The sequence below is a fragment of the Allobosea sp. 01N443 genome, assembly GCF_056399325.1.
Genome location: NZ_JBFTRC010000023.1, coordinates 49527 through 67020, shown reverse-complemented (window position 1 = coordinate 67020; position 17494 = coordinate 49527). Strand labels below are relative to the sequence as shown.

General features: G+C 64.2%; 14 protein-coding genes and 1 pseudogene. 4 read left to right on the top strand and 11 right to left on the bottom strand.

Translation table 11 applies throughout. The annotated features are described in order from the left end of the window. A pseudogene (locus AC1DRP_RS09260) lies at positions 1 to 624 on the bottom strand (excinuclease ABC subunit UvrA); the annotation flags it as partial. Positions 625 to 1020: 396 nt separating this feature from the next. Here AC1DRP_RS09260 and AC1DRP_RS09255 point away from each other — a divergent pair. After that, on the top strand, positions 1021 to 1557 hold the full coding sequence (locus AC1DRP_RS09255) for a single-stranded DNA-binding protein (RefSeq protein ID WP_441505960.1): 537 nt from the start codon (positions 1021 to 1023) through the stop codon (positions 1555 to 1557). A 482-nt stretch (positions 1558 to 2039) separates the two neighbouring features. Here AC1DRP_RS09255 and AC1DRP_RS09250 read toward each other — a convergent pair whose 3' ends face one another. The 3 genes from AC1DRP_RS09250 to AC1DRP_RS09240 form a co-directional block, all read right to left on the bottom strand. Continuing rightward, positions 2040 to 2474, bottom strand: a complete 435-nt coding sequence (locus AC1DRP_RS09250) for a VOC family protein (RefSeq protein WP_441505959.1) — start codon at positions 2472 to 2474, stop codon at positions 2040 to 2042. A 102-nt stretch (positions 2475 to 2576) separates the two neighbouring features. Further along, positions 2577 to 3071 carry an SRPBCC family protein gene (locus AC1DRP_RS09245; protein WP_441505958.1) on the bottom strand — a complete coding sequence of 165 codons (495 nt, stop codon included), beginning with the start codon at positions 3069 to 3071 and terminating at the stop codon, positions 2577 to 2579. A 2-nt stretch (positions 3072 to 3073) separates the two neighbouring features. Continuing rightward, a complete protein-coding gene (locus AC1DRP_RS09240) occupies positions 3074 to 3427 on the bottom strand; it encodes an ArsR/SmtB family transcription factor (protein WP_441505957.1) in 354 nt (117 codons plus the stop codon). A gap of 175 nt (positions 3428 to 3602) precedes the next feature. On the opposite strand from AC1DRP_RS09240, the gene AC1DRP_RS09235 reads away from it, so the two are divergent. Continuing rightward, positions 3603 to 4718, top strand: a complete 1116-nt coding sequence (locus AC1DRP_RS09235; protein WP_476768352.1) for a M20 family metallopeptidase — start codon at positions 3603 to 3605, stop codon at positions 4716 to 4718. A 90-nt stretch (positions 4719 to 4808) separates the two neighbouring features. Next, entirely contained in the window at positions 4809 to 5987 is a 1179-nt protein-coding gene (locus AC1DRP_RS09230; protein ID WP_441505955.1) for an E22 family MetX-like putative esterase, read from the top strand. Between the two features lie 132 nt (positions 5988 to 6119). Here AC1DRP_RS09230 and AC1DRP_RS09225 read toward each other — a convergent pair whose 3' ends face one another. Next, entirely contained in the window at positions 6120 to 6752 is a 633-nt protein-coding gene (locus AC1DRP_RS09225; protein WP_441505954.1) for a MarC family protein, read from the bottom strand. Between the two features lie 356 nt (positions 6753 to 7108). Between AC1DRP_RS09225 and gyrA the strand changes: the two genes are divergently transcribed. Further along, positions 7109 to 9823: a DNA gyrase subunit A gene (gyrA, locus tag AC1DRP_RS09220; RefSeq protein ID WP_441506012.1), complete on the top strand. Its 2715-nt coding sequence runs from the start codon at positions 7109 to 7111 to the stop codon at positions 9821 to 9823. 80 nt (positions 9824 to 9903) lie between these two features. Here gyrA and AC1DRP_RS09215 read toward each other — a convergent pair whose 3' ends face one another. From AC1DRP_RS09215 to AC1DRP_RS09190, 6 genes are all read right to left on the bottom strand, one after another. Continuing rightward, complete coding sequence (locus AC1DRP_RS09215) at positions 9904 to 10203, bottom strand: hypothetical protein (RefSeq protein WP_441505953.1); 300 nt, start codon at positions 10201 to 10203, stop codon at positions 9904 to 9906. 125 nt (positions 10204 to 10328) lie between these two features. After that, positions 10329 to 12083: an AsmA family protein gene (locus AC1DRP_RS09210; protein WP_476768351.1), complete on the bottom strand. Its 1755-nt coding sequence runs from the start codon at positions 12081 to 12083 to the stop codon at positions 10329 to 10331. Between the two features lie 147 nt (positions 12084 to 12230). Next, complete coding sequence (locus AC1DRP_RS09205; protein ID WP_476768350.1) at positions 12231 to 13883, bottom strand: ABC transporter permease; 1653 nt, start codon at positions 13881 to 13883, stop codon at positions 12231 to 12233. A 23-nt stretch (positions 13884 to 13906) separates the two neighbouring features. Beyond that, positions 13907 to 14920 carry an extracellular solute-binding protein gene (locus AC1DRP_RS09200; RefSeq protein ID WP_476768349.1) on the bottom strand — a complete coding sequence of 338 codons (1014 nt, stop codon included), beginning with the start codon at positions 14918 to 14920 and terminating at the stop codon, positions 13907 to 13909. Between the two features lie 218 nt (positions 14921 to 15138). Continuing rightward, complete coding sequence (locus AC1DRP_RS09195) at positions 15139 to 16236, bottom strand: DUF2865 domain-containing protein (RefSeq protein ID WP_476768348.1); 1098 nt, start codon at positions 16234 to 16236, stop codon at positions 15139 to 15141. Between the two features lie 152 nt (positions 16237 to 16388). Then, complete coding sequence (locus AC1DRP_RS09190; protein WP_476768347.1) at positions 16389 to 17315, bottom strand: DUF2865 domain-containing protein; 927 nt, start codon at positions 17313 to 17315, stop codon at positions 16389 to 16391. Positions 17316 to 17494: the final 179 nt, after the last annotated feature.

Below are 17494 nucleotides of genomic sequence, written 5' to 3'. Positions count from 1 at the left end.
CTTGAACTTCTTGTCGAGGGCGGGAGCGTCCGGGATCTCGTAGAACTGGCCGTCGATCTTGACGCGCTGGAAGCCGCGCTTCAGCCAGTCGGCCAGTTCCTTGCGGTATTCGCCCTTGCGACCGCGCACCACGGGCGCCAGCAGATAGCCGCGCGTCTTCTCCGGCAACTCCAGCAKCCGGTCGACCATCTGGCTGACCGTCTGGCTCTCGATCGGCAGGCCCGTCGCCGGCGAGTAGGGGATGCCGGCACGTGCCCAGAGCAGGCGCATGTAGTCGTGGATCTCGGTGACGGTGCCGACTGTCGAGCGCGGGTTCTTCGAGGTCGTCTTCTGCTCGATCGAGATGGCCGGCGAGAGCCCGTCGATCTGGTCGACATCGGGCTTCTGCATCATCTCGAGGAACTGGCGGGCATAGGCCGAGAGGGACTCGACATAGCGGCGCTGGCCCTCGGCGTAGATCGTGTCGAAGGCGAGCGAGGATTTGCCCGAGCCTGAAAGGCCGGTGAAGACCACGAGCTTGTCGCGCGGAATCGCCAGGTCGACATTCTTGAGATTGTGCTCGCGCGCGCCGCGCACGGAAATCACGCGTGCATTCGGATCGGCCGCGCGGTTGCGGTCGAACATGTCCTCAAGCGTGGCGGCTTGTTCAGCCAAAGAGGTCTTGCGGGCCATCGGGGCGTCCGTTCGGGTAAGGCGTAGAGATAGGGCAAATGCCCGGCCATGCCAGCCTCACGGCGGTCTGGCAGGCATGAATATCATGCAGCGGGATAGGCTGCTGTCTTTCTCCTGACAATTCGCGTCAGGAGTAGGGCGTCCGGTTTGGCGATCGGTGCCGCCGTCCGCCGAGGCTCGTCCGACCTCCGGCGGCTGCCTCGCGAATCCTGATGAAGACAGGGGACAACTCTGCAAAACGAGCTTGAACAAAGCAAGAACATTGTTGATAGTGACGTCTGCGGGCGCTAGGGTCCGGCTCCGGTCGTCGATCGGATTTGCAGATGTGCGCAGGAAATGGAGCCTCTCATGGCTGGTAGCGTCAACAAGGTCATTCTGGTCGGTAATCTCGGGCGCGACCCCGAGGTGCGCCGGCTCGGCAGCGGCGAGCCGGTCGTCAATCTGCGCATCGCCACGTCCGAGACCTGGCGCGACAAGCAGTCCGGTGAGCGCAAGGAAAAGACCGAGTGGCACTCGGTGGTGATCTTCAACGAGAATCTCGCCAAGGTCGCGGAGCAGTATCTGAAGAAGGGCTCGAAGGTTTACATCGAGGGCCAGCTCCAGACGCGCAAGTGGCAGGATCAGTCCGGCGTCGAGAAGTACACGACCGAAATCGTGCTGCAGCGCTTCCGCGGCGAACTCACCATTCTCGACAGCCGCGGGCAGGGCGGATCGGACGAGTATGGCGAGGGCGGCGGTTCGGTCGAGGACCGTTCGGGCGGCGGCGGTTCCTTCGGGCGTTCGAGCCCGATGGGCAGCGGTGGCGGCTCGCGCCAGCCGGCTATGTCCAGCGGCGGCGGCGGGCGTTCGTCGAGCACCCACCTGGACGACGATATCCCGTTCTAGGGCAAGCGAGGGCGAACCGCTTTGCGGATCGCAATCTCCTCAGGATCAGAAGGTCGCTCCCGACCGTTCGGAGCGGCCTTTTTGTTGGTATCCGAAGGACGGGGCGGCTCTCCCTCCATCATTGCCAAGAGCGGCAAGCGGCATTCGATGACTTAGATCGCGAATCTCGGTGCGAGATTGCATTTATTCGCGCTCGAGCAGTCAGACCCGACCGCCGTCCAGGCGCGAAGGACCGTCTATCGGGCACCCGCAATAACGAGTGGGCTGAAGCTGCGCTGTCGCGCAAGCTGAGGAACGGACTTGAGCGCGGAGCTTCCCGACCTTCTAGAACGTCAGGCGCGTCTGACGCGCGCGCCGGGCCTAGCCGTGACTGCGCGCCGCTTAGAACATCGGACCGGATATCATATCCGGTCCGATGTTCTAAGCTTCTGTGTTTGCATCGGCTTTCCCGAAAACCGCAATCTACTTTTCGGGCCGATGCTTTAGCCGTCATAGGCCCTCTGAAGCGCGGCGATGTCGATCTTCTGCATCTGCATCATCGCCTGCATGGCCCGGCCGGCCTTCTCCTGTTCGGGACTGCTCAACAGCTTGGGCAGCACTGACGGGATGACCTGCCAGGAGATGCCGAACCTGTCCTTCAGCCAGCCGCATTGCTGGATCTGTCCACCGTCTCCGAGCCTGTCCCAGTAGTAATCGACCTCGTCCTGGGTTTCGCAGTTCACATAGAGCGAGATCGCTTCCGTGAACTTGAAGCGTGGGCCGCCATTGAGTGCCGTGAATTGCAGGCCTTCGAGCTCGAAGGATGCGGCCATAGGCGAGACGCCGCCGAGCTTCGAATTCTTGAAGATGGAGGTGTAGAATTTTGCCGCCTCCTCAGCCTGGCCATCGAACCACAGGAACGGGGTGATCTTCTGCATGGTCGTCTCCTCCTCTTGCTTGCTGAGCGCGGGGCGGTCGCCCGAATGCTGCGAGTGCAGGGCTTCCGGAACTGATCGGTGAAACGGCTCAGGTGGAATGGCTCAGGCGGCCTGCCGCCTTTCAGCGAACAGGGTGTCGAGCTTCCCGTAGCTTGCGGCGACGCCTTCCTTCATGCCGCTCCTCAGCGCGCCGTCGCGGGCCTCGCGCGAGGAATAGAGTACGGTCAGCGCGAGTTCGGTCTTGCCCGCCTGCTCCGTCAGAACCAGCGTCGCGATGGCCTCGCCCCCGGTCCAGTCCTGGTCGAACAGTTCGGTTCGGACGATACGCTCAGGGCGCGCGATCTCGCGGTAGATCCCGCCCATTCCCATCACGGTGCCGTCCGGTCCGTGCCAGACGTGGCGGAAGCTGCCGCCGACCCGAAAATCGACCTCGCAATGCTGCAGTGACCAGCCTGGAGGGCCGCTCAACCACCTCTTCAGCAGCTCAGGTCGGTTCATGGCCTCGAAGACCAGCTCGCGCGGTGCGTTGAAGAGGCGGGTCATCAGGACCTCGCGGTCGCTGGGCGTCGAGACGGACAGATCGGCGGTCGTCATCATCGTCACTCTCCTTTGGGTTTCATGCCTTTCTCGGCCTTCATCTCGTCGAGAAGGAGGTCGAGGCGCTGGAAGGTCGTCTCCCAGAACTGGCGATAGCCTTCGAGCCAGCCATTTGCGTCGGCGAGAGCTTGGGGCTCGAGCCGGCAGGGGCGACGTTGTGCGTCCCGTCCGCGCGAAATCAGTCCAGCGCGCTCCAGCATCTTGAGATGCTTGGAGATGGCCGGCTGGCTCATAGCGAAGGGCTGGGCCAGCTCGGTCACCGAAGCCTCGCCAAGGGCGAGGCGTGCCAGGATCGCCCGCCGTGTCGGATCGGCCAGGGCGGCGAAGGTGGTGTCGAGCCGGCTGGATGGCGTCATTTAATTACCAATTGGTTATATAACGTAGTTGTTATTTAACGTGGCGCAGCCGTTGTCAAGGCTGAGGGCGGGCAGCCCGGCCCTTCCGATCGATCTGTCATGCGGGGCAGGCATCTCCGCCCCGGCGTGTGAAATCCTTGTGCGCAATGGGGGAACGGGCGTATGTGCAGCGCTCATGAGCAACACTGATCCCGCCGCCTCAGCCCTGTCCGTCTGGATCGCGCTGGAAAGCCCCACCCATCACGCTCCTGGCGTGAACGGCATGATGGACCTCGTCGCCAAGGAGGTCGAAGGCCTGCCGATCGCGGTCGAGCGCCTGCCGGGGCGCGACGGCCTCGGAGACAGCGTGATCCTGAGGGCCGGGCTCGATAATGGCGAGAAGGCCATTTCGGTCATGTCACATCTCGACACGGTCCACCCGGTCGGGACGAGTGCCAAGGATTTGCCTGTCCGGATCGAGGGCGACAGGCTCTATGGTCCTGGCGTCTATGATATGAAGGGCGGTGCCTGGCTCGCCCTGCAAGCCTTCAAGGATGTGGCCAAGGCGGGCTCGGCCAAGCGGCCGATGATCTTCCTGTTCACGCCCGACGAGGAGATCGGCTCGCCGACCACCCGTTCGGTGATCGAGGATATCGGGCGGCAGTCGGCGGCGGTGCTGGTCACCGAGCCGGCGCGCGAAGGTGGCCGCATCGTCACGGCCCGCAAGGGTGTCGGCCGCTTCGACGTCAGGCTCGAGGGGCGCCCGGCCCATTCAGGCTCACGCCATGCTGACGGACGCAGCGCCATCCGCGAGGCGGCGCATCAGATCCTCGCCATCGAGGGCATGACGGACTATGCGCGCGGCATCACCATGTCGGTCGCCTTGATCGGCGGCGGCACGGCGGCGAACGTGATTCCGCAGCATGCCTGGTTCAGCGTCGATGTGCGCGTCACCACGCTTGCCGACGGTCAGATGATGGAGAACCGCATTCTTGGGCTCACGCCCCGCGATCCCGATGTGAAGATCACGGTGACGGGCGGCATGAATCGGCCGCCCTATGAGAAGTCGAGCACGGTCGCGCAGTTGTTCGAGACAGCGCGTGGCGTTGCAGCGAAGGTCGGCTTCGATCTTCAGGACTGCCCGATGACCGGTGGTGGTTCCGACGGCAATTTCACGGCGGCGCTCGGCGTGCCGACGCTGGATGGTCTCGGCATCGACGGCAATGGCGCCCATACGCTCGAGGAATACGCCCTGATCTCCTCGATCGCACCGCGTCGAGCCCTGATCAAGGGGCTGCTCGAAACGGTCTGAGCGCTCGGCTTCCCGCTTCCGCTTCTGCCCGAAATCCGCTCTGATGCTTCCCAAGGCCGCGTGACGGCTGTCCTTGGGAAGGGAAGCGGCATGAAGAACTGGATCGCAGGCGCCCTTGGCGCTGCTTGCATGGTGGTGGCGGGAATGGCAGCGGCACAGGACCTGATGGTCGAGAAGAAGGTGTTCGAGCTGCCGAGCTTCACGACGCAAGGCGGGCGCACACTCAAGAACGTCAAGGTCGGCTGGGAGAGCTACGGCACGCTCAATGCCGACAAGTCGAATGCGATCCTGATCTGCCATTTCTTCTCGGGCAATTCGCATGCCGCCGGCAAGTACGACGCAAGGGATGCCGCGCCAGGCTACTGGGATGCGATTGTCGGTCCCGGCAAGGCGATCGACACCAATAAGTACTTCGTCCTGTCCTCCGATACGCTGGTGAACCTCAACACCGGCGATCCGAAGACGACGACCACCGGCCCGGCTTCGCTCAATCCCGATACCGGGAAGCCCTACGCGCTCGATTTCCCGATCGTCACGGTCGGCGACTTCGTCAATGTCCAGAAGGCACTGGTCGAGAGCCTGGGTATCAGGAAGCTGGCGCTGGTCGCCGGCCCATCCATGGGCGCGCTCCAGACCTGGGAATGGGCAGCAAGCCATCCGGAGATGGTCGCCAAGGCGATGCCGGTCATCGGCGCGGCCGAAGCCGATGCGCAGCTCATCGCCTGGCTCGATGTCTGGGCGGCGCCGATCCTGGTCGATCCCAACTGGAACAAGGGCGACTATTACGGTGGCACCCCGCCCAATGCCGGCCTCGCCAAGGCGCTGGCAGTGGTGACGCTGCAGGCGAACCACCGTGACTGGACCAATGGCACCTTCGGGCGCAGGCCCGCCAAGGAAGGTGAGGACCCCGCCAAAGCGCTCGGAAACAGGTTCCAGGTCCAGAGCATTCTCGACAATGCCGGTGAGGCGCGCGCCAAGCTGTCAGACGCGAACCATTTCCTCTATCTCGTGAAGGCCAACCAGCTTTTTGCCGCTGGCGGAACCTCGCTCGCCAATGGCGCGTCGAAGATCAAGGCGCCGGTGCTGCTGATCACGCAGCCGAAGGATCTGGTCTTCACTGCGGATACCATCGCCAGCACGGTCGATGGCATGAAGCAGGGCGGCGTCGACATCTCCCACATCACCATCCAGGGCTCGCGTGGGCATCTCGACGGCGTCATCTCGATGAAGCAGGCCGAAGGGGCGATCCGGGCCTTCCTGGAGAAGTGAGGCGCGTCGGCGTCTCATGCTCGGTCCTGCACAGGGCATGGGCCTTTGAACGATGATGAGCGGCACATGCGCCGATGAACGGGCAAGCCTGGCCATGACTGTGATGCCCCTTTCAAGGGGGGCGGCCACGTCCTAGCCGCCTCCGACCACGGCCCGCACGCCATCGATGACGAATTGCACGGCGAGCGCGGCAAGGATCACGCCGAGCAGACGGGTCAGAACGACATTGCCGGTGACACCAAGGAGGCGCGCAATCGGCGTCGCCATGAGGAAGGTCACGAGGCATGAGGCGATCACCAGCCCGCAGATGACCGCCAGCGAGCCGAGCATGGCGAGATCGCCATTGGCGCGTCCGGCGAGCAGCATCATTGCGGTCAGCGAGCCGGGGCCTGCCATCAGGGGGATGGCGAGCGGGAAGGCGGCAACGTTGCGGATGTGGTCGAGAGTGATTGCGGTCTCGGCCGTCGCCTGCTTGCGCTCGTTGCGGCGCTCGAACACCATCTCGAACGAGATCCAGAACAGCAGCAGCCCGCCTGCGATGCGGAAGGCCGGCAGCGAGACGCCGAGCGCCTTCAGCACGATATCGCCCGCAAGTCCGAAGAAGGCCATGATGCCGAAGGCGATGATGCAGGCGCGCACCGCGACCTGCCTGCGCTCGTCGGCCGACATGCCGCGCGTCAGGGACAGGAAGATCGGTGCGAGACCCGGCGGATCGAGGGTGACCAGCAGTGTGACGAGGGCGGAGGTGAGATATTCCAGGAACATCGTGGAGCTTAGGCATGCTGCCGAGCCCGCGTCACTAGGCGTAGGAGCGAAATTTGCCGAGCGGTTTTCCGGCTCCGTCACGCGCTCGCGCCGGTCAAACATGGCGGCAATGTGGGAGGGCTCGGAAAGTGAGTCAAAAACGACTCGTAACGCGTTGACAAGGAACGGTTTTAATTTCTCTGGAGAGATTCGTCTTTTGCTGGCTTCGCGGGGCGGAATCGGATAGCCAGAAGCTTGAAAAATCGTAGAAAACGGGACCTCATCCCTTGAGCGAAGACGACAACGGCACGCGCGGCGGCCAGCCGGAAGACGCGCATTTCGGCGGCGACATCAAGCCGATCGCCATCACTGACGAGATGAAGAAGAGCTATCTCGATTACGCCATGAGCGTGATCGTCAGCCGCGCTCTTCCCGACGTCCGCGACGGCCTGAAGCCGGTGCACCGGCGCATCCTGTTCTCGATGCACGAGAACAAGAACCTGCCGGACCGGCCCTATACCAAATGCGCCCGCATCGTCGGCGATACGATGGGTAAGTACCATCCGCACGGCAACATGGCGGTCTATGACGCGCTGGTCCGCATGGCGCAGGATTTCTCGCTGCGCCTGCCCTTGATCGACGGTCAGGGCAATTTCGGCTCGATGGATGGCGATTCCGCGGCGGCCGATCGTTATACCGAGGCCAGGCTCGACAAGGCGGCGATGCCGCTGCTCGAGGATCTCGACCTCGACACCGTCGATTTCCAGCCGAACTATGACGGCAAGGAGCATGAGCCGCGGGTTCTGCCGGCGCGTTATCCGAACCTGCTCGTCAACGGCGCGGGCGGCATCGCGGTCGGCATGGCGACCAATATTCCGCCGCATAATCTCGGCGAGGTGATCGATGCCTGTATCGCGCTTATCGACGATCCCGAGCTCTCGATCGACGACCTGATCGAGATCGTACCTGGTCCGGACTTCCCGACCGGCGCCTCGATCATGGGCAAGAGCGGTATCCACTCCGCCTATCACACCGGTCGTGGCTCGATCGTGATGCGGTCCAAGACGCATATCGAGGAGCTGCGCAAGGAGCGCGAGGCGATCATCGTCACCGAGGTTCCCTACCAGGTGAACAAGGCTTCGATGGTCGAGAAGATCGCCGATCTGGTTCGCGAGAAGCGGATCGAAGGCATTTCCGATCTGCGTGACGAATCCAGCCGCGAGGGCGTGCGTGTCGTCATCGAGGTCAAGCGCGACGCCATGGCCGATGTCGTGCTGAACCAGCTCTACCGTTATACGCCGTTGCAGACTTCGTTCGGCGCCAACATGGTCGCGCTCAATGGCGGTCGGCCGGAGGTGTTGAACCTCAAGGACTTCATCTCGGCCTTTATCGAGTTCCGCGAGGAGGTCGTCTCCCGGCGCACGCGCTACCTGCTCAACAAGGCGCGCGAACGCGCCCATGTGCTCTGCGGCCTTGCCACCGCCGTCGCCAATATCGACGAGGTCATCCGCCTGATCCGCACCGCGCCGACCCCGGCGGCTGCGCACGCCTCGCTGATGGATCGCAACTGGCCGGCCGAGGATATCGCGCCGCTGATCGCACTGGTCGACGATCCGCGTCATCCGCTCAACCCGGACGGCACCTATCGCCTGTCCGATGCGCAGGCCAAGGCGATCCTCGAATTGCGCCTTGCTCGCCTGACCGCCCTCGGCCGCGACGAGATCGGCGAAGAACTCGCCAAGCTCGCAACCGAGATCGCGGATTATCTCGAGATCCTGCGCTCACGCGCCCGTATCCAGTCGATCATCAAGACCGAGCTCACCGAGGTGAAGGCTGCCTTCGCCACGCCGCGTCGCACGGTGATCCAGGACTGGGGTTCGGATCTCGACGACGAGGACCTGATCGCGCGCGAGGACATGGTGGTGACCGTGTCCCATGCCGGTTACATCAAGCGCGTGCCGCTCTCGACCTATCGGGCGCAGAAGCGTGGCGGCAAGGGCCGTTCGGGCATGTCGACCAGGGACGAGGATTTCGTCACCCGGCTCTTCGTTGCCGACACCCATACGCCGATCATCTTCTTCTCCTCGCGCGGCCAGGCCTACAAGGAGAAGGTCTGGCGGTTGCCGCTGGCGGCGCCGAATGCACGCGGCAAGTTCCTCAACAACATGCTGCCGCTGGAGAAGGATGAGCGCATCACCACGGTGATGCCGTTGCCGGAGGATGAGGAGAGCTGGGAGCGGCTCGACGTGATGTTCGCGACCCGGACGGGCAATGTCCGCCGCAACAAGCTCTCGGACTTCGTGCAGGTCAATCGCAACGGCAAGATCGCGATGAAGCTCGACGAGGGAGACTCCATCGTCGACGTCCAGATCTGCTCGGAGCATGACGACGTGCTGCTGACCACGGCGGCCGGCCAGTGCATCCGCTTCGCCGTGCCCGAAGTGCGCGTTTTCAAGGGGCGCGACTCGACCGGCGTGCGCGGCATCAACCTCGCCGATGGCGACGAGGTGATCTCGCTTGCCATCCTGCATCATCTCGATGCGACGCCGGATGAGCGCGCCGCCTATCTCAAGCGCGCTGCTGCTGCCCGCAAGGCCCTGAATGGCGAAGGCGACGACACCTCCGAGCCGGTCCAGGCGAGCGAGGGCGAGGAGGCCGCCAGCGATATCGAACTCGGCCAGGAGAAATATGCCGAGATGGGTGCTGCGGAGCAGTTCATCCTGACGGTGTCCGAGAAGGGCTACGGCAAGCGCACCTCGTCCTTCGAGTACCGGGTCACCGGACGCGGGGGCAAGGGCATCGTCGCCATGGTGGTGAACGAGCGCAACGGCAAGCTGATCGCCTCCTTCCCGGCGGTCGATACGGACCAGATCATGCTCGTGACCGATGGCGGGCAGGTGATCCGCGTGCCGGTCGACAAGGGACCGGACAACCGCATCCGCATTGCCGGCCGCTCGACCCAGGGTGTCACGGTGTTCAACACCGCAGCCGGTGAGAAGGTCGTCTCGGTCGAATGCATCGGTGATGCAGGGGACGACGAGGCCGAGGACGAAGGCCCTGCGCCTGCGGACGAGCCTGCTCAGGAAGGCTGAAGCCGGCTTGTTTCAGGTTTGAAATGACCTGAAGCTTGGGCTGTGGAACAACCGAGGCATGATGTCGAACATTCTCGACGTCATGCCGCCAGGACCGCGACAAGAACAGACAGCCAGATCGCAAACACGCCCAGGGCGAAGGCCCGCCGGGCGGGTACGACCTTCTCGTCACTATCTGCTGATACGGGTGTGGTTGCGATCCAGGTGACCGAGCCCAGTGAGGCAAAGCCGGCAAAGGCCAGGGTGACGATGACGATGTCGAGCCGCCGCCATGGCACCGGCTCATGCACACCCCAGTAGCCGAGGAACGCCATCCCCATTGCAAACATGGTGGCTGAGGCGGAACAGAGCCCGACGATCGATCCCGTTGGTGCACGCATGGCGTGGTTTCCGCGCTGACTGCGATGAGGAAACACCCGGTCCGTGGACAGGTCAATTGCGAGGCTGCGGKGGCAGGCCGCGGCTCAAATCTGCGCGGGTGGTGGCTGACTAAGCCGGGCGACCGTCAGCGCGTCAGGAGATTTGGCAGGGTGCTGCCGGCAGGACGCAAGGTGGCYTCCGAGTTGAGCGCCAGCGATGGACCTTCGAGCGGGCCCTGCAGGACGAGGGGCACCGTCAGGGAGCCGCTCTGCTGGGCCAGCTGGCCGGCCATCTCGATCCAGCCTTGCTGCAGGAATGCCTGGCCTGCGAGCGTGAGACGATAGGTCGGGCCCGTCATCTGGGCATCAGTGATTGTCGCGATGCCATCGGCGACATTCGCCGTAGCGCTCGCGCTGTCGAATGGCGTCTTGCCCTGCCGCCATTCCCGCAGGGCCGCCACAGGATTGCGCTCGGCACGACGCAGCAGGTCGATGAAAGCAAAGCCGCCAAGCTCGCCTTGACGCAGACTGAGGCTCGCCTTTCCGTTCAAGGAGGCGAGAACGGCCTCGGCCGTGGTGCCCGTGCCATCCAGCGCGAACTGCAGATTGCCTTGCCCGCTCAGTCTCGGCAGTTCGGGCAGGTCGGTTGCGCTTTGCCCGAGATTGATCCGGTCGAGATTGCCTTGCAGCTTCACGTCGATGGTGTTCGGGGTCGCACTCGCAAGCAGGCGGCCCTTGACGCTGCCGCCATAGGCAGTCGCGCGAAGCAACCCGGCCTCGAAGCGGCCCTTCTTGACGAGCAACTGGGTCGCGACATCACTGAGACGGGCGCCGCCGAGGCGGGCGGCATCCACCGAGACGCGCAGGTCGATGTCATGGGCCGTCCAGGCCTCGAATTCGAGCGGCGTCGGGTTGGCGAGCCCGGTGCCGGGTTTGGGCAGGCCGAGCCGATTGGTCATGCGGCCAAGATCGAGCGTCGCGCCGGCGAGTGTTCCGGAGAGGGACCAGCGTTGGCCGGCTTCGCCGAGCATGATCGCGCCGTCGAGGCGGTCCCCGTCGAAGATGGCGCTTGCGTTGCTGAGCGAGATCTCGTTGGCCTTGATCTGGGCTTCAGCGGCGATGCTGAGCTGTCCGATGGCAGGCGCGAGGCGGGGCGTTTCACCGAACCAGTCGAACAGTTCCGGGAGCGACGGCGTCGAGAGGCTCAATTGCCCATTGAAGACCGGCTCGCGCAGGCCGGATCTTATGCCGTCAAGGCGCAGGTTCATCCGTTCGGAGGTCGCGGACAAGGAGAGCCTGGCGCTTTCCCCGGCGACCGGCCAGACAACACTGAGATTGGTCGCGACGCCGCGCCAGGTCACGGAGCCCGAGGCGATGATCGGCTCCTCGGGGTCGCGGTCCTCGATGATCAGATTGACATCGCGCAGGATGGTGCGGATCGCGCCTTCGGCCCGCGCAAAGACCGAACCCGAAATGATCACGATCCGGCTCTGGTTCGTGAGGCTGGTGAGATAGGCAAGGGGCGGCGCGAGCCATTCCGAGAGCTCATCGTCCCTGCCTGAAACTGTGGCATCGATTTGGGGAGAGATCAGATCGATCCGGTCGAAGGAGAGGCGCCCTGCCAGAAGCGGCAGCAGGCGGGCGCGGGCCTTGAGCTGCGACGCCTTGCCGGAGAGCAGGCCGTCATGTTGCTTGAAGCTGACTTGCGAGAGCTCGACCCGCGGCAAAGGCAGAAGGACGATGCTCGCATGCTCGAGGCTGGTCACCTTGAGGCCGGTGCGATCCTCGATGCGGGCAACGACATGTCGCTCGACCAGCCCAACGGCAACGCCCCAGGATTGCAGGCCAAGCAGCAGGCCGATGGCGAGCGAATAGGCGAGAATGGAAACGCGTCGTGTCATGGGCCTTCGGCCGGGCTGCAACCGGAATCGAACCGGAGGTCAAGCTAAAATTGTTTATGACGATGCCGGGCGGCTTGTCGAGTTGAGGAGCCTATTTCCGGCATACAAGCTGTGGATCGGCAAAGAGAGCCGCAACGCCTTACGGTGTCACCCCTTCGTGCCACCGGCTCGTGCCAGAATGATGGCGGGATAGAGGCCGGCGATCACGATCAGCAACGCGGCCAGCGCTCCGTCTTCGAACATGCCGCGTGAGGCATGTCCGTAGACGATGGTTGCGAGCGTGTCGACGTTCAGCGGTCGCAGCAGCAGCGTCGCGGGCAGCTCCTTCAGACAGTCGACGAATACGAGCAAGGCGGCCGCAGCGATGGCAGGGCGAGCGAGCGGCCAATGCACCTGCCGCAACACCTCGCCCGAGCTTGAGCCGAGGGCGCGCGCGGCATCGTCGATCCTCGGCGAGATCCGGGCGAGACCGCTCTGGATGCCGGAGATCGCGATCGACAGGAAGCGTACGACATAGGCAATCACGAGAGCGGCACCCGAGCCGATCAGGATGAGACCAGGACTGACGCCGAACAATGCGGAGACGGTGTCGGCGACGAGATTGTCGAAGGCGGCAAGCGGGACGAGCAGTCCAAGCGCGAGCACCGTGCCGGGCAGCGCATAGCCAAGCGAGGCGATGCGCGCGAACGCCGGCAGCCAGGTTTCGCGGCCGAGCCGGCCTGCAGCCACGATGCAAAGGCCAAGCGTCACCACGATCAGCGCGGCGCCAGCCGACAGCAGCAGGGCATTCAGGAGATTGCGCAGCAGGGCCATGTCGAACTGATGCAGCAGGCCGCGCGTCAGGACCTCCTGGAGGAGAAAGCCCATCGGCAGAAGCGCGCCAAGCAGCAGGGGCAGGGCGCAGGCGGCGCTGGCTGCGAGCGCAATGCGCCCGGACAGGAGCCGGCGGCCGACGGCGCGGGGCTGGCGCACCGAGAGCGTGAAGCGGCGCGCGCCGCGCAGTCTCGCCTCGGTTGCGATCAGGGCGACCACGAGGAGAAGCATCACGCAGGAGATCTGGGCTGCGCCCGCCAGAGAGCCGCGATTGAGCCAGGTCGTGTAGATCGACAGGGTCAGGGAGCGGACCCCGAGATATTCGGTCGCGCCGATATCGTTGAGTGTTTCGAGCAGTGCCAGGGTCAACCCTGCAACGAGCGCCGGGCGCGCCATGGGCAAGCCAATCCGCCAGAACAAGGTGCCGTGCGCAGCTCCGAGCGTCCGCGCCGACTCGACGATCGTCGCGCTCTGCAGGCCGAACAGCGCCCGGACGCTGAGATAGACGTAAGGGTAGAGCACGATCCCCATGACGAAGATCGCGCCCGCCAGATTGCGCGGATCGGGAAACCAGTAGTCACGCAGGCTGCGATAGCCCGTCACCGCACGCAAGGCCGTTTGCAGCGGCCCCTGGAAGCCCAGGAACTCGACGTAGATATAGGCCGTCAGATAGGTCGGGATCGCCAATGGCAGCACGAGCAGCCATTCGAAGGCGCGACGGCCGGGAAACTCATATTGGGTGACGAGCCAGGCCGTGCCGACGCCGATGAGGCTGCAGAGCAGGCCGACGCCGGCAAGAAGCATGGCGGTGTTCGCCAGCGCATCGGGAATGACATTGGCGACAAGATGCGGCCAGATCGACGATGCTGCCGACGAAAGCGCGGTCAGGCCGAGCGCGAGAACTGGTAGCGCGACAAGCCCGGCACCCGCAACCGAGGCCCAGACAAAACGGCTCGACGGCCGCCACAGGCGTGGCGACCGTCGCATTTCTCCAGCCGTGGGAGACAGGCTCAATTGTCGAAGCCGACCTTGTCGACGAGGTCAGCGGCCGCCTTGCGGTTCTTGCCGATCTCGGTCAGCGGGGTGGTGTCGACATTGACCTTGCCGAGCAGCTTCACAGCGGCGCTTTCCTTGACGTCCGGGTTGACCGGGAACTCGAAATTGCCGTCGGCATAGATGGTCTGCGCCTTGTCGCCAAGCATGTACTCGATCAGCTTGACCGCGTTTTCACGATTGGGGGCGTGTTTGGCGATGGCGGCGCCCGAGATGTTCACATGGGTGCCGCCATTGGCGAAGGTGGTCTTCAGCGGCTTGATCGCCTCGAACCAGCCCTTCTGCTCGTTCGCAGCAGTGCTCATCAGGCCGATATAGTAGGTGTTGATCACTGCGATATCGCAGAGCCCGGACTGGATGTCGCGCGCGACTTCACGGTCGCCGCCGCCGGGCTTGCGCGCGGTGTTGGCCTTGAGTGCCTTGAGCCACGCCTCGGTCTTCTCGGCGCCGTTGCGCGCGAGATAGGCGGCAAAGAGAGCGTTGTTGTAGGGGTGCTGACCGCCGCGGATGCAGAACTTGCCCTTCCACTTCGGGTCGGCGAGGTCCTCATAGGTGATCGCATCCTGCGGCACGCGATCCTTCGAGACGACGACGATGCGGGCGCGCTTGGTCAGGGTGACCCAGTTGTCCTGCGGATCGCGCAGTTGCGCCGGGACGATCTTGTCGACAGCCGCCGACTTGATCGGCTGGGTGACGCCGGCATTGGCGGCCGAGATCATCTGCGCGGCGTCGACCATGATCATGACATCGGCCGGGCTGTTTGCGCCCTCGGCCTTGATGCGCTCCTCGAGTCCGTCCTTCAGGAACACCGTGTTGACCTTGATGCCGGTGTCCTTGGTGAAGGCCTCGACGACGGGATTGAGCAGGGCCGGCTCGCGCGTCGTGTAGAGATTGACGCTCTGGGCCAGGACCGGGGTAGCGAGCAGGCAGGACGCCAGGGCGATGAGGCACAGGCGAGTTTTGTCGATCATGGTTCGCTCCTTCGGGCGTAGATGCCCTCTGCACGTTCGTGGTGCTGGAGCGGTAGTGCCTGACGCTAGGGCGGTCAATTGAAAAGCGTTATAGATCAATCGCTTATAGGTTTTCTAAGTTGCACCCTCTTTAGATTAATTCAAAGAAGATGCGCCTCCGAACCAGCGTCCAAGACTGACATCGGGCCGCCGAAAGTCGGCCGGCAGGCCTGTTGGAACTAAGGCAAAAGCCGGAACGCCGGCCCGGCGATCACGCGGACCGGCCCGCGCGTTGGCGGATCGATCGAGCCGCGCAATTCGATTGCATCGCTCATCACGGTCTCGTCACGGAGCGAGGCTTCGCGCGTGCGCAGCTTGCGGCGCAGCGCCTGCATCTGCGCTTCGACGCGTGAAATGCCGACCCGCTCGTCGATGCCGCGCCGATCGCCGGCGCTGAGCTCCCGCGCCGATCTGAAATCGACGAAATCGCGCCGGCTATAGGGCCACTGCGACGAGCCCGTGAAGGTCGTGACCTTGCCGTCCAGAACGACGCTGTCGCCGGGACGAAGCGTGATATCGCGCAACAGCGAGACGCGGCGCTCGCCGCTGGAGACAATCGCCGGCCGGCAGGCTGGATCAGAGGATTTCTCGTGGCCATAGGCAACGGGGAGCGAGCCATAGGTCTTGCCATCTGCCGAAACGGCGCCGTCGATCGTGCTGGCACCGGCGGGAACGCGGAAGACCTTGACCGGGACGCCGGGGTTCATCGCCCGGCAGAGGGCGTCGTGTGCCGTTAGGTCAGACTGGGCATTCAGATTGCCGATCGGCGCATGAAAGCCGTCGCAGAGCCGCACGCAGATGGTGCGCGCGCCATGTCCACTGCCGGAGACGGTATCGAGGCGTGCAACGCTGTGCTGCGTCGTGGGGCGCCGGGCCGCCTGACGCGGAGGTTCGACCGTCCTGAAAGGGTTCAAGACCACGGGCGGGTGCGCGATGCGCCCGTTCGGTACGCTGCGCGTCAGGGGCAGGTTCCAGATGCCACGCGCGGGCGCATAGGCGATGGGGGCATGATAGGCGCCGGCTTGCGGGGCGCGCATAGCACGGCGGTTCGCCGCTTCCTGGAGCTGAAAGTCGCGGACGCCGGCATCGTCGCCAGCCTGGACGAGCGAGATCGTGCCGATCGCGCCACCCGCTCCGAGCACAAGGCCAAGCGCAGTCATCGCCGCGAAGCGGCCCGTTCGTTTCTTGCCGTGAGCATTACGCTCCAGCGCAACGACGGGGACAGGGCTGCCTAATGGTGGGTCTTCCCGGTCGGGGATCTCACGGACACGAAACATCGCGTCTACTCCACTCGCGCTTGTTCTTCGTCCGCCGCCCTTGGGGTGTAGTTTACTTTTCGTTAATCATCAACGGCCCGTCGGCGTTCGCGCATGCAAAACGGGCGCGATGCTTAACGCAGCGTGCCCGGCCAAAATGCCTGGAGAGGGGTTCAGCTTTCCGGCGAAATGACGATGCGCTGCATGTTCGAGGCGGTTGCGGTTTCACCTGAGCCGCTCTCGAAACGGCCGCGCAGCTCGATCGTGGTGGCATCACCGATCTTCGCCTCCCGCACCGTCATGTCGCGACGCAGGGCCAGCATCTGGCCTTCACGGCTGGAAACGCCGACCGTGTCGTCGATCATCCGGCGTTGATTGGCGTTGAGTTCGTTCGACGACCGAAAATCGCGGAAATTCCTCGGGTTGTAAGGCCAGGTGGAAGAGCCCTCAAAGGTTGTCACCTTGCCATCAAGCACCACCGAGTCGCCTGGGCGCAGGGTGAAATCCCGCAGAAGAGAGACACGGCGATCACCGGCAGACGGGACGGTGGGCCTGCAGCCCGGGTCGGACGATGTCTCGTGACCATAGGCAACGGGCAGGGAGCCATAGGTCCTGCCGTCGGAGGCCACGGCGCCGTCGATATCCGCGGCGCCGGCAGGAACGCGGAAGACCTTGACCGGGATGCCGGGATTCATCGCCGTGCAAAGGGCCTCATGCGCCGGCCAGTCAGCTTGCGATCGCAAATGGCCAAGCGGCATGTGATAGCCGTCGCACATCCGTACGCAAATGGTGCGGGAGGCGCCTGATCCGGTATCGTAACGGGCCGTTGCACGGAGAGTGCTTACGGTCGCTCCATCGCGCGGCTTGCCGCGTTCGCGCAGGACGGGGGGATGTTCGATCCGGCCATCCGGGTATGAGCCGAAGAGCGGCAGCCTCCAGCCTGAACTGACCGGAGCATAGGTCAAGGCCGCGGCACTGGGCGCACGTCTCGCTGCTTCCTGAAGATGGAAGGCACGAACGCCGGCGTCATCACCAGCCCGAACGAGGGTGACGGTCAGCGCCGTGCCGCTCGCTCCGAGAACCAATCCGAGCAGCACCATGGCTGCATACCGCGTCAGAGCGGCCCTTCGGGAAGGAGACGGATGGATTCCGGGYGGAGTATGGCCCGACAGCGGCACGGCATTTCTTATGCGGAACATCGACGACTTTGCTTATGGCAGGGATCACTCACCCAGCGTTATGCAAGCCGCCGTTCTCTCCGCTTTAAGGCACAAGGTTG

Bases quoted from the DNA above. Each gene is read 5' to 3' on its own strand.
- gyrA (WP_441506012.1), top strand. From the start codon at position 7,109: ATGAAGAAGAGCTATCTCGATTACGCCATGAGCGTGATCGTCAGCCGC.
- AC1DRP_RS09245 (WP_441505958.1), bottom strand. From the start codon at position 3,071: ATGATGACGACCGCCGATCTGTCCGTCTCGACGCCCAGCGACCGCGAG.
- AC1DRP_RS09225 (WP_441505954.1), bottom strand. From the start codon at position 6,752: ATGTTCCTGGAATATCTCACCTCCGCCCTCGTCACACTGCTGGTCACC.
- AC1DRP_RS09240 (WP_441505957.1), bottom strand. From the start codon at position 3,427: ATGACGCCATCCAGCCGGCTCGACACCACCTTCGCCGCCCTGGCCGAT.
- AC1DRP_RS09230 (WP_441505955.1), top strand. From the start codon at position 4,809: ATGAAGAACTGGATCGCAGGCGCCCTTGGCGCTGCTTGCATGGTGGTG.
- AC1DRP_RS09250 (WP_441505959.1), bottom strand. From the start codon at position 2,474: ATGCAGAAGATCACCCCGTTCCTGTGGTTCGATGGCCAGGCTGAGGAG.
- AC1DRP_RS09195 (WP_476768348.1), bottom strand. From the start codon at position 16,236: ATGTTTCGTGTCCGTGAGATCCCCGACCGGGAAGACCCACCATTAGGC.
- AC1DRP_RS09235 (WP_476768352.1), top strand. From the start codon at position 3,603: ATGAGCAACACTGATCCCGCCGCCTCAGCCCTGTCCGTCTGGATCGCG.
- AC1DRP_RS09200 (WP_476768349.1), bottom strand. From the start codon at position 14,920: ATGATCGACAAAACTCGCCTGTGCCTCATCGCCCTGGCGTCCTGCCTG.
- AC1DRP_RS09190 (WP_476768347.1), bottom strand. From the start codon at position 17,315: ATGGTGCTGCTCGGATTGGTTCTCGGAGCGAGCGGCACGGCGCTGACC.
- AC1DRP_RS09215 (WP_441505953.1), bottom strand. From the start codon at position 10,203: ATGCGTGCACCAACGGGATCGATCGTCGGGCTCTGTTCCGCCTCAGCC.
- AC1DRP_RS09205 (WP_476768350.1), bottom strand. From the start codon at position 13,883: ATGCGACGGTCGCCACGCCTGTGGCGGCCGTCGAGCCGTTTTGTCTGG.
- AC1DRP_RS09255 (WP_441505960.1), top strand. From the start codon at position 1,021: ATGGCTGGTAGCGTCAACAAGGTCATTCTGGTCGGTAATCTCGGGCGC.